This is a genomic window from Brevibacillus choshinensis (assembly GCF_001420695.1).
Taxonomy (GTDB): domain Bacteria; phylum Bacillota; class Bacilli; order Brevibacillales; family Brevibacillaceae; genus Brevibacillus; species Brevibacillus choshinensis.
In genome coordinates this window covers 261396-272500 of sequence record NZ_LJJB01000015.1, presented here as the reverse complement: position 1 = coordinate 272500, position 11105 = coordinate 261396, and the positions used below count along the sequence as shown (strand labels likewise).

Annotated in this window: 13 protein-coding genes and 2 pseudogenes (1 of these 15 only partly in view); 13 read left to right on the top strand and 2 right to left on the bottom strand. The window is 47.9% G+C overall.

What is annotated here, in order from left to right:
- Together AN963_RS29695 and AN963_RS32210 are read right to left on the bottom strand one after the other, a co-directional pair.
- Positions 1–1565 carry the 5' portion of a hybrid sensor histidine kinase/response regulator gene (locus AN963_RS29695; protein WP_055748158.1) on the bottom strand. Its footprint begins 1549 nt before the window's first position, so only the first 1565 of its 3114 coding nucleotides appear in the window; it begins with the start codon at positions 1563–1565; its stop codon lies off the left edge, out of view.
- A gap of 173 nt (positions 1566–1738) precedes the next feature.
- Positions 1739–1954, bottom strand: a pseudogene (locus tag AN963_RS32210) (hypothetical protein); the annotation flags it as partial.
- A gap of 199 nt (positions 1955–2153) precedes the next feature.
- Here AN963_RS32210 and AN963_RS32630 point away from each other — a divergent pair.
- The 13 genes and pseudogenes from AN963_RS32630 (at position 2154) to AN963_RS29640 (ending at position 11029) form a co-directional block, all read left to right on the top strand.
- Positions 2154–2264, top strand: a complete 111-nt coding sequence (locus tag AN963_RS32630) for a hypothetical protein (protein ID WP_201783801.1) — start codon at positions 2154–2156, stop codon at positions 2262–2264.
- Positions 2265–2680: 416 nt separating this feature from the next.
- Entirely contained in the window at positions 2681–2857 is a 177-nt protein-coding gene (locus AN963_RS31365; protein WP_162531863.1) for a hypothetical protein, read from the top strand.
- Positions 2858–3147: 290 nt separating this feature from the next.
- A pseudogene (locus tag AN963_RS30670) lies at positions 3148–3243 on the top strand (IS3 family transposase); the annotation flags it as partial.
- A gap of 229 nt (positions 3244–3472) precedes the next feature.
- Entirely contained in the window at positions 3473–3982 is a 510-nt protein-coding gene (locus tag AN963_RS29685) for a MerR family transcriptional regulator (protein ID WP_055748156.1), read from the top strand.
- Positions 3975–4415: an SRPBCC family protein gene (locus AN963_RS29680; RefSeq protein WP_055748155.1), complete on the top strand. Its 441-nt coding sequence runs from the start codon at positions 3975–3977 to the stop codon at positions 4413–4415. Before AN963_RS29685 ends, AN963_RS29680 begins: the two co-directional genes overlap by 8 nt.
- Positions 4412–5959 carry an MFS transporter gene (locus tag AN963_RS29675; RefSeq protein ID WP_055748154.1) on the top strand — a complete coding sequence of 516 codons (1548 nt, stop codon included), beginning with the start codon at positions 4412–4414 and terminating at the stop codon, positions 5957–5959. Before AN963_RS29680 ends, AN963_RS29675 begins: the two co-directional genes overlap by 4 nt.
- 293 nt (positions 5960–6252) lie before the next feature.
- On the top strand, positions 6253–6852 hold the full coding sequence (locus AN963_RS29670; protein WP_055748153.1) for an undecaprenyl-diphosphatase: 600 nt from the start codon (positions 6253–6255) through the stop codon (positions 6850–6852).
- A 130-nt stretch (positions 6853–6982) separates the two neighbouring features.
- Positions 6983–7198 (top strand): hypothetical protein, encoded by a 216-nt coding sequence (locus tag AN963_RS29665; protein ID WP_055748152.1) that lies wholly within the window; start codon positions 6983–6985, stop codon positions 7196–7198.
- Positions 7199–7418: 220 nt separating this feature from the next.
- Positions 7419–8345 (top strand): phosphotransferase, encoded by a 927-nt coding sequence (locus AN963_RS29660; RefSeq protein ID WP_055748151.1) that lies wholly within the window; start codon positions 7419–7421, stop codon positions 8343–8345.
- A gap of 146 nt (positions 8346–8491) precedes the next feature.
- Entirely contained in the window at positions 8492–8920 is a 429-nt protein-coding gene (locus AN963_RS29655; RefSeq protein ID WP_055748150.1) for a MarR family winged helix-turn-helix transcriptional regulator, read from the top strand.
- A gap of 191 nt (positions 8921–9111) precedes the next feature.
- A complete protein-coding gene (locus AN963_RS29650; RefSeq protein WP_055748149.1) occupies positions 9112–9957 on the top strand; it encodes an NAD(P)H-binding protein in 846 nt (281 codons plus the stop codon).
- Positions 9954–10433: an anthrone oxygenase family protein gene (locus AN963_RS29645; RefSeq protein WP_055748148.1), complete on the top strand. Its 480-nt coding sequence runs from the start codon at positions 9954–9956 to the stop codon at positions 10431–10433. The genes AN963_RS29650 and AN963_RS29645 overlap by 4 nt, the downstream gene beginning before the upstream one ends.
- 134 nt (positions 10434–10567) lie before the next feature.
- Positions 10568–11029, top strand: coding sequence for a GNAT family N-acetyltransferase (locus tag AN963_RS29640; protein WP_055748147.1), 462 nt, complete (start codon positions 10568–10570; stop codon positions 11027–11029).
- Positions 11030–11105: the final 76 nt, after the last annotated feature.

Sequence of the window (11105 nt, the reverse complement as noted above, 5' to 3'; positions counted from 1 at the left end):
GTTGCAATTGTCTGGATGGATAGGCTGCGGAGTTGAAGTCGGGGGGCGCCTTCCTTCAAGCTCATCACATCAAGCAGGTCATGGAGCATGAACGACATACGACGTCCCACCGTCAGGACGAGCTCCAGGTCCCGAACGCTTTGTTCATGGAGTGACTTCTTCTCTCTTTCCAGCACTGCTTGTGAAAGGTTGAGTATGCTGTGAAGCGGATTTCGCAGTTCATGGGACGTATTGGCAAGAAACTGGTCTTTTCGTTGATCCGCTCTCTTCAACTTGGCTGCCAGATCAATGGTCGCATGGTGGACCTGGAAATATCTCCTGAACCATAAGGACACAAAGCAGGCCAACGCGATGATGAGATCAAAAGGGTAGTACAAGACCTTGATTTCCATCGCATCCGTCAAGCCCCACCAAACGATGTTGTCCGCAAAAGCGACAAGGGCCAGCAGTAATAAGGTATTGCCCTTGATATCCTTTATGGCGGACGTACGAAGCAGTGACCCGATGGTGATGAGTAAGGAAGTCCCCATAATCAATAGATCCAGCGGCAGAAGCATCATGAGATGTTTGGCAGGCAGGAACAATTCCAACAAGGCATAGGCTCCGCACACTATGCCATACACCGGAAAAGCTTTTTTCCAGAACGCGGGCCACTGCTGCTTTACACACAGAAGGAGAGAGCAGGAAAGGGCGATGATGGCATAAGAAACAAGCTTTACGCCCGTCTCGTAATCAATCGGGAACCAGTAAGGAATCAATTTCTCATCGGTTGCAAGAATATACATGAGAGTCGCACTGGCAAGCATCAAGGAGAAGTAGAGCAATCTACGGTCCCTTTTCCCCATAAAAAACAGAGTCAACGCGTATACAGCATGCAGCAGGGAGACGCCCGCGACCAAAAGCTGCATGGCCATAGAAAGCTGGGTCTGGCGGGCAATAGCTTCTTCGGTTCCAAACTTGATCGAACGAACAATGCCGCTTTTGCCAGGGTAATCGTAATTTGCCGCCTGGATGACAACTTCAATTTCACTGCTGCCGTTCGCTACAAAGGAAGACGTGTAGGGTAAATTACCGGCAACGTACTCCTTCTTGTTCTTTCCTGGCTCTCCTGCTTTGGCCAGAAGTCTGCCGTTTATATACAACGCAGACGAACTACGAACACTGGGGATGCGAATGCTGTAGGTCAAATCGTGTTCCGGATTCACGAGGATTCGCAAGCGGTACGAACCGTAACCGTACGGCGTGTCTTCCCCCGGCTGCAGGATAGAATTCCAATCTCCCGGAACTTGAATTAATAGGTGGCTGCGTTTGTCAGTTTGCTGCGAATATTCCGGGTCCATAAGCCATACATGGGGATAAAATTCCCACTGGCCGTCCAACTCAATTGTATGACCTTCGGCGGCATTCCAGTTTCGCAAATCCAGTTGTCCGTTAACAGCATACGGCTGCTCCGTACTTTGAAACATTGTGAACCAGAGTATGCGGGAGCCTGTCAGAACAAGCAGAAACAGGCTTACAATGACAAAGGTCTTCCATTTGACGATCTTGTTTGTAATGTCCGACAAAATGGCCTGACTCCTTCGTTCGAATTTCGGAATAAAAAATTCAGTATAAAAAGTATTTTGTAATCAACTTGAAAGGTTCATGCAGATTCATTTCCAATTGTGAGGAGATTCATCTGTGAATTTCCGACAAAGAACGGCTGCAGGATGTAACCTGAACCGCATCAGTTTACCATTCACGGATCGCTGGAAGCCAGTCTTTTACGTTTTATTATAACGTTACATACATTGACGATACTACAATCGGCTTCACTCACGCTTTTGCTGTATTGAATCATTTCATAGATAAGCCGCAAAAGAAACATAAACGCTGTATTTCCATCCGGATAATCATCGGGGCCGATATAGGTCCGGCAGCCGCGATCCAAAAATGCTTTTGCAAAGGCCGGGTCAGTAATAAAAAATTCCTTTCATATTAGCCACTCCTTCACAGGAATTACTTGTAGAATACGACTTTAGATTGGGACCAAAAAACCACTCAATAGGAGTGGTTTCGGGCTTTCCTTTTATTGAAGCTAATCACTTTTCCCTGAGACTGCTTTACTTGCTAACGATTTGGAAAAAGGGTGAGGGGAGATAGATATAACGGATGTGATAGCAATTTCTTCTGGCTATCATCATGTTCTCGCCCTCAAAAAAGACGGGGCGTTTTGGTCTTGGGGAGTAAATGAAAGTGGTCAAATTGGCGATGGATCCAAATGATCCAAGACGAGTGATTATCACGATAAGAAGGTGCCGGTTAAAGTGGAGTTTGGCAAATAGGATAAAATCTTATTAGGGAACAATGCGGCGAGGTGCGCAACGGGGCCACACATCCCGAACAGCTGAAAACGAATCTTCATACTCTGGAAATTTCTCTGTCTGACGTTGATTTAGACCAATTAGACAGCTTAAGCCGGTGCATAGATTAGTTTCCAGGCATTAAAGGTTAAATTGATGCAATACTCAGGGAGCAGATCGCCGCCGGCAGCTGCTCCAAATTCACGTTGAAGTAACGGGTTCAATAGCTTAATAAACAAGAAGAACAGCAGCCTGCGTAAATGGCTGCCGTTTTCTCAACTAACGGGCAGATTTGTTTAATGATAAGATGTTGGTAAAGCGAATAAGGGGGTATTGAAGTGCGAATGTATGCCCTTCTTAAAGAGTCTGTTGATACCGTAAGAAAGGTTATGGTTTACGAATCTGAGAATGGAGTTTATGTTTTTTTGTACGATACACAAGAAGATAAGAGCGGCTTTGCCGAGGTTGCTGGATATGATCCAGCAGCCTCGTTTACTCTTTGGCTGGATAGTTGAGAAATGAACCTATTTAACACAAGCTCAATTATGCTAAATAGTATCGTTTTAATCTCTGTCATTAGATAGCAGACGTACAATTTGTGTAGAAGCAATTAATGATAGCAACCATGCAATAGAATCGACAAAATCTACAACTCCTTTTATAGCTATTGAATCAACAAGTTTGTAAATAATGGCGGTCAAGAGTAGGACCAAGAGTATCTTTAAAACTTTATAGTTTAACATTGTTCCTCCTCAAAAGGTAAATATACCCATATGATGATAGATTATTCAATCGAGGAAGGCAAATTGAGGAATACATACACTTCTATAATCACGAACGTTTTCAGACGAAACTAAACAACCCTAGCCCGGTACAATACCGAACTAAGGCTGTTGCGTAAGAAGGCTTGTTTAAAGCTGTCTACTTGACAGGGGTAAGATCATTTTGGGGATCCGCTTTTTATTGTTATACTGTTTGTCTCACGCGATGTGTTGGTTGTTTTGGAAGTGAGTTTGGCACTCGTATTTCGCATTGGAAAAAATTTCATAAGGATCCTTGACCATTACGTAACGTAACGGTTTATAGTGAAGTTACCGGTAAAACGCTAGCGACCAAGAAAGGGGCTGATCATGAAGCGACAGTGGAAAGTCGGAGAACTTGCGAAAATGGCGGGAATTACGATACGAACTTTGCGTTTTTACGATCAGATCGGCTTGTTTTCGCCATCCGGCTATTCGCCATCCGGATACAGACTCTACACCGAAAAGGACATTTCACGCCTTCAGCAAATCTTGTCCTTGAAGGAGTTGGGGCTATCGCTGGAGCAGATTAAAGCCGTTATGGCCGGAGATCAACTCAGCCTGTCAGACATTGTTACCATTCAAATAGACAGCCTGAAAGAAAATATCCGCATGCAGCAGAAACTCTTGCACGAGCTTGAGAATGTATCGAGTCGGATGCAAAGGAACGAACCGTTTACCGTTGAGCATTTCATGAACATCATACGGACGATGAGAATGAATCACGAGAAATTTTTCGCTGAGAGAAAATCGAGTATGGATGTCCACCTCGACCGACTTGGTGAATATTTAGACGAGCATCCGGAAGAACCCGGACAAGGAGGTTTCGACAATGAGTGAAAGATCTGCTAAACATTCCACATTTGTCATCGAAAGAAACTATAAACATTCCCCTGCCCGTGTATTCGCTGCATGGGCGGGTCAAGCAGCCAAAGCCGTCTGGTTTCCTAAAGCTGACGAGTTCGACTTCCGCGTCGGCGGACGCGAATTCAATCGCGGTGGTCCGCCTGGGGGACCCGTTTTTACATTCGATGCCTGCTATCAGGAGATCGTTCAGAATAGGCGAATTGTATACTCCTACACTCTGGACATGGCAGACAAGCGGATGTCAGTCTCCGTGACGACGGTGGAATTCGATTCCGTGGACGGCGGCACGCGCTTGATCTATACTGAGCAGGGCGTTTATCTGGACGGTCTCGATACGCCTGAACAGCGTGAGCACGGAACAAAGGTGTTCTTGGATCGTCTCGGAGAGGCTCTGGACGGCCAATGAAAGATGCTGCGTTTGAATCGAATATCCGTGCCGGTTTGAACGAATGGATTGGACTTGCCGTACTTTCATTGCCTGCCTTGCTCGTTTCGGTAGACTTGTCCGTAATGATTCTCGCACTTCCTCACATAAGCGTCTCTCTCGGCGCTGACAGTACAGAGCAGCTATGGATCATGGACATATACGGCTTCATGCTCTCGGGGTTTCTGATCATGATGGGTTCGCTCGGAGATCGGCTCGGCCGCCGTAAGCTGCTGATGATCGGCGCAGCGGCATTCGGTTCGGCTTCGGTGTTGGCCGCTTTTTCCAACACCTCCGGAATGCTGATTGCAGCACGGGCGCTGCTCGGCATAGCCGGGGCGACGGTATCGCCTTCGTCCCTGGCTTTAATCAGCAATATGTTCCGCGATCATAAGCAGCGCTCCCTCGCCATAGGCATATGGTTCATGTGCTCCATGGGAGGCATGGCGCTTGGCCCAGTAGTCGGCGGGACGATGCTGGAGCATTTTTCATGGGGTTCGCTTTTTCTACTCGGCGTTCCAGTGATGGCGCTGCTGTTATTGACTGCGCCCCATTTTCTGCCCGAATATCGGGATCCCGCACCTGGCCGTTTGGATATGACTAGCGTCATGCTGTCGATGTGCACCATTCTACCGGCAATATACGGCCTAAAGGAAATCGCACAGCAAGGTCTACAGACCTTGCCGCTCATTGCCATCGCGGCTGGTGTTGCTTTCGGGACGTTATTCGTAAGACGGCAGCAACGGTTGGACAGTCCGCTAATTGACTTGCGCCTATTCGCAACCCCCGCCTTCAGCACGGCGCTGGGCGGCATGTTCGGCATCACTTTGACAGGCGCTTCCATGCTCTTCATCGCACAGCATCTTCAATTCGTGGAAGGACTGTCGCCGCTACGGGCAGCAATGTGCATGCTCCCGGGAGTGTTTGCGTCGATGGCGGGCATGTTGTTGTCGCCGATCATCGCTCGGCGGATCCGACCGTCGCTCCTTATCGGGGCAGGCCTTGCCATCTCGGCGACTGGTTGTATTCTATTGTCCCAGGTAGGGGCGGGATCCGGACTATCTACCCTGATCGTCGGTTATATCTTTTTTAATGTGGGTGCAGCCCCGTTTGCGAGCTTGTCCAGTGATCTAATTGTCGGCTCGGCCCCGCCGGCGAAAGCGGGTTCGGCGGCGTCCTTGCTGCAGACGAGCGGTGAATTCGCATTCGCACTTGGTATCGCCGTATTAGGCAGCATCGGTACATACGTGTACCGCACTCAAATTGCCGGCTTCATTCCGAGTGATGTTACGACGTTAACAGCCGGAGCCTCCCGCGAAAGTCTGGCTGGGGCAGTCTCGGCGGCAAAAGCTTTGCCCGAACCTATTGGTTCAACACTTCTTCATGGCGCCCAGATAGCATTTACCGACGGCATGCATGCTGTTGTGGCCGTTAGCGGCGGGCTCATGATCGCTATCGCCATACTCACCGTGATCAAGCTTCGGCATATACCCCCCATCGGGCAGAAAACGCCAGGTGAGTTGTAATTGACTACTCAAGAATAAGGGAAGGCTTGATGTTTTGATTTTCTGCTTTCGTGTCCGCGGCAGTCTAGGACTTTATTTTCTCGTCCTAGGCTGCCGCTGTCTCTTTTATCAGGATCTGTCTAAAACTTATTTTACGAAGGCTGCCGATTTTGTGATGTAAAAACTGGCCTTATTCTTTATTTAGTAGTGCTCTTTCCTTACAAAACTGTAATGCCATGTAAGACAAATCAATTTGTCGATTCACCCAAATCGAATAAGATTCTTCTATTGAGAAAAAGGGGGATCTTACTTCAATGAGTGCAATGGACATAAATATTCATTATTTCAGGTTAATCAATGACTTGGGAAAGCAATTCCCGGCGTTGAATCCTGCGTTTTATGTCATCGCAGAGTACATGGTGTACGTTTTGGCATTGAGCGCGCTTTTCTATTGGTTTACGCGAACGAATGAGAATCGATTGATGGTTGTTTGTGCGTCGGTTACGTTTTTCCTCGCTGAATTATTCGGGAAAGTAGCGGGGCTCCTTCACTTCAACCAACAACCATTTGCAGAGCTGCCTAATGTAAACCAACTGGTACAAAAAGCGGTGAACAATTCGTTCCCGAGTGACCATACGATTTTGTTTTTTTCCTTTTGCATGTGCTTCTGGCTTTTCAAAAAGAAGGGTGGGATTGTCTGGATGCTGCTGGCGATATGCGTCGGCATTTCCCGCATCTGGGTCGGAGTTCACTATCCTGCGGATGTCATTGTGGGTGCATTGATCAGCATCGGTTCTGCCCTGACTGTGTATCTGATTGTGCCGAGATTGCGAGTGGTTCATGCTATTCTTGCGCTGTATGAAAAAGGAGAGCAGGCGATTTTGCCTGCAAAAACGAAGTCCAGAGATTTGTGATCTGCAACAAAAAAGCGGGTGATGAAAGAACTCCAGGAAATAGCGGAGTTCTTTTTCAATGTGACCATGGCTGGGGCTCGGCGATCTAATTACTGTAACTCCCAAAAAAACAAAGAAAGGAGTAGAGAATGTGGAGCTAACCAAACAGGTTCTCCAGGCCAAGCAAGGAGATCGGGATGCATTTATCCGTCTTGTGTTTGATGGAGGCTATGCTACTACAGGGAAGACCAAGTATTTGATCATCAAGCCGTTTGTGTATCAGGATGATTTTTCTGAAAAGGTGAGAGACGATCAATTCGTCAAAGGATTGGAATTGAAAATGGAGCTCCCTGCTCAAAACGAGTAAGTACTGGTGGTGGGCTTTCGATGGGCTCCTCCCAACCCTAAATGAGAAATATTCGATCATGAAAAGCGCCCCTAGGTCACGGAAAGCAGAATTCCGTGGTCAAAGGCGCTTCTTGCCTTTATTATCCATTCTCGTTACTCTATTAAAACACGAGGGAGTACGTAGCAAGCGGGAACGAAAGATAGACGAACATCTGCATGATGGAGGAGGAGAACACGGCGTGGCAAACACAAACCAATGGGATGCGGATTGGGAGGTTTCAGAGGAACTGGTTCAGCGCTTGATTTACAGTCAGTTCCCCGAATTAACCTCAATGCGGATCAAACTAATAGGCAATGGGTGGGACAACACGGTGTATCTGGTTGGAGACGAATATATTTTTCGGTTTCCACGCAGAAACGTTGCGATTGATTTGATCAAAATGGAAGGCAGGCTCTTGCCAAAGCTCGCGGACTATATGACGATTCCGTGTCCCCAGCCGCTCTTTTACGGCCAAGGGAACGATGAATACCCGATGCCATTTCTGGGGTACACCTATGTATCGGGAGAATTTCCTTTGGGTGTAGCGGATGAACAACGTGCAGCGTCGGCAACTGCGCTGGCTCGTTTCTTGAAGAAGCTGCACACCTTTCCACCACAGCTTGCCCGTGAGAGTGGAGCGCCGTATGATCATCGGAATCTCAGGGATGTTGCCGGGCGAAAAGAAAAAATGCGGCGATTCTTCGCCGACCTCAACGATCACATGCAGGAGGAGGAGCGGCTTGCGATGGCGGGGTATTTGGATCAGGTGCAAACAGATCCCGTACAACAGCCAGATGTATTTCTGCATGGAGATCTTCATTTTAAAAATATGCTGGTGGATGAGCAGGGGAAGGTGTCAGGTATTATTGACTGGGGTGATATGAATGTAGGTCACCCTGCCTGTGATTTGAGTGTCGCCTACAGCTTTTTGCCTCCACAGGCACGTCCACTATTTTTTGCGGAATATGGGGAAGTGGAGGAGGAGACGAAGCGGTTGGCTCGCATGATCGCTGTTTACATTCCGATGTTGATCTGGATGCAAGCGATCGCGGATCAAGACGAAAAAGTCGCAGATGAAGCCAGGGCAACGATCAAGCGGGCACTGGCAGATGAAGAGCCGTTCTGATTGTTGTTTGAATAGATCAGGGCTATTCCGATCCAAAAATGGAATGGCTCTGTCTTCAAAATTAGGCTTTACATTGGATTGGAAATCCATTACAGTTGTATGTACAAACAATTTTATCTTCTTGATGTAGAAATGAGGCTGCTACGATGTTGGAGATCTATTTAAAAGAATGCTTGTACTTCACTGCAAACCGACTGAGTAGGGTGATCACCAAAATGGCCGACGAAGAATTTGCGGTAAGTGGCTTGTCGCCGACCTATGCATTTTTATTAATGGCAGTGTACGAAAAGGAAGGAATTGCACAGAAAGAGTTGGGGGAAATTCTACATTTGCAACCGTCTACTGTAACTCGTTTTATCGAGAAGCTCATGGGAAAAGGGCTGATCTACAACCGTGTCGAGGGCCGATTGTCGCTCATCTATACAACGGAAAAAGGGAAGGCATTGGAAGGTGTCATAAACGAATGCTGGAATAGCTTGCGTAGTCGCTACGCTGCGATCTTGGGGGCAAAAGAAGGAGATGAATTATCCCTTTACCTTGACCAGGTTAGTGATCGATTAGAAAATATAGAATGATGACGTTCTATATTTTTACAGTAATATTTGTTTGTGCATACAAATATAAAAACGATGAACTCCTTCATTTGGACATAGGCACTCTGCCATGGAAATCAACCACAGCAAGCTTTGAGAGGAGGTGATGACGCAAAAGCTCGTTCCGTGCATCGTCTTTTAGGGAAAAAAATATGGGTACAAGGAGGATTCAAATGAACAATGATACGAGCAAGATGAAACCATTTTTGATTCTGGGTGGTACAGGGAAGACGGGGCGCCGTGTGGCGGAGCGACTCGTGAAGCGAGGTATGCCTATACGAATCGGCTCTCGCTATGGGGAACCTGCCTTCGATTGGGAAAATCAAGCAACTTGGGAGCCGGTGCTCCAGGATGTAAAGGCTGTGTATATCACGTATTATCCTGATCTAGCGATGCCAGGGGCAGCCGAGGCAGTTGGTGCGTTCGCTAAGCTGGCCGTCAAGAACGGTATCAAAAGGCTGGTTTTGTTGTCCGGGCGAGGGGAAGAAGAAGCACAGCGCAGTGAGCAAGCATTACGGGACTCGGGCGCTGACTGGACGATCCTGAGGGCTAGCTGGTTCTGCCAAAATTTCAGCGAAAACTTTTTGCTCGAACAGGTGCAGAGCGGTACCGTTGCTCTCCCGACCGTAGATGTGAGAGAACCGTTTGTCGACGCCGATGATATCGCGGACGTAGCGGTAGCAGCGCTTATGGAGAACGGGCATGTCGGAGAGCTATACGAACTGACCGGTCCGCGTGCGATCACATTCGCGGAAGCAACGGAGGAAATTGCCAAGGCAAGTGGTAGAGCCGTTCGCTACGTGCCTCTCTCTGCCGAGCAGTTTTCCTCCATGCTGGTACAGCATCATACTCCAGTGGAAATTACGGAGTTGTTGACTGATTTGTTTACCAAGGTCTTGGACGGCCGTAACTCTCACCTGACAGACGGAGTCCAACGCGCATTGGGTCGGGCACCGAGAGACTTCGCTGACTACGCGCGAGACACCGCCGCGACCGGGATATGGAGTGAACTGAAATGATGGATCGCTTACTTGTTAGTCTAACCTTTCTCTCGGCACTGGGTACTGGGTTGATAGCGGGATTGTTCTTTGCTTTTTCGGCATTCGTGATGACAGCTCTCAGCCGACTGCCATCCGAGCAAGGCATTGCAGCTATGCAATCGATTAACATTGCGGTGCTTAATCCGTTGTTTAGTACGGTTTTCATGGGAACTGCGTTGACGAGTGTAGTCTTGACGATCTTCTCTTTTTTCAAGTGGGGGGAAGGGGACGCGGTTTACCTACTCATGGGTGGTTTGCTTTATGTAGTAGGCTCTTTCTTGGTGACGATCATGTGTAACGTACCGCTGAACGATGTGCTGGCAACCGTAGACCCGAGCAGTACCGAAGGAGCAGAAGTATGGACGCGTTACATCTCCAGTTGGACGGCGTGGAACCACGTTCGAACCTTAGCGTCTCTTGCTGCATTGGCATCATTCATCCTCGCGCTTCGATAGCAGGAATGGATTTTCGAAAGCGGTGTTAGGTTTTCTTACATCTGTTGTTGAGGAGCGCGAATGGGCGTGCTACTATAGGAGCAAATGAATGTAGATGTCGTCCGCATCCTATTACGACAGGAGATGTTTAGAACATGATCAGCTTGACGAGAACCTCTGCCGATCACCCTGACTTTGGACTTTTAGTTGAATTGCTCGACAAAGATCTTTGGAATCGATACCCGGATAACCAACAATCGTTTGTGGCGTTTAACGTCATCAAATTGGATGCAAAGGTCGTTGTTGCATACGTAGACAACAGTCCGGTAGGGTGCGGATGTTTTCGAGAAAGAGCAGAACAGGGCGTCGTGGAAATAAAACGGATGTACGTCGACAATGAGGCGCGTGGCAAGGGAATCGCCAAGAAGATTCTCGGGGAGCTGGAAGCATGGGCCGTGGAAATGGGAAAAGAGCGGGCGATCCTGGAGACAGGGAAAAATCAGCCAGAAGCCGTATCGTTATACGATAAACTGGGTTATGAAGTGATTGATCGATATGAGCCCTATGTAGATAGTGCAGTGAGTATATGCATGGGCAAAGTGCTGATTAACAAATAGAGGGACGCATTTCCATGAAAACTGCCGGACATACACTGGCAGTTTTTTTATGTCATGGCAAGGTGCCAACCAGTCT

Excerpts from the sequence above, each read along its gene's own strand:
- AN963_RS29685 (WP_055748156.1), top strand. The coding sequence starts at position 3,473 with ATGAAGCGACAGTGGAAAGTCGGAGAACTTGCGAAAATGGCGGGAATT.
- AN963_RS29680 (WP_055748155.1), top strand. The coding sequence starts at position 3,975 with ATGAGTGAAAGATCTGCTAAACATTCCACATTTGTCATCGAAAGAAAC.
- AN963_RS29675 (WP_055748154.1), top strand. The coding sequence starts at position 4,412 with ATGAAAGATGCTGCGTTTGAATCGAATATCCGTGCCGGTTTGAACGAA.
- AN963_RS29670 (WP_055748153.1), top strand. The coding sequence starts at position 6,253 with ATGAGTGCAATGGACATAAATATTCATTATTTCAGGTTAATCAATGAC.
- AN963_RS29655 (WP_055748150.1), top strand. The coding sequence starts at position 8,492 with ATGTTGGAGATCTATTTAAAAGAATGCTTGTACTTCACTGCAAACCGA.
- AN963_RS29650 (WP_055748149.1), top strand. The coding sequence starts at position 9,112 with ATGAACAATGATACGAGCAAGATGAAACCATTTTTGATTCTGGGTGGT.
- AN963_RS29645 (WP_055748148.1), top strand. The coding sequence starts at position 9,954 with ATGATGGATCGCTTACTTGTTAGTCTAACCTTTCTCTCGGCACTGGGT.
- AN963_RS29640 (WP_055748147.1), top strand. The coding sequence starts at position 10,568 with ATGATCAGCTTGACGAGAACCTCTGCCGATCACCCTGACTTTGGACTT.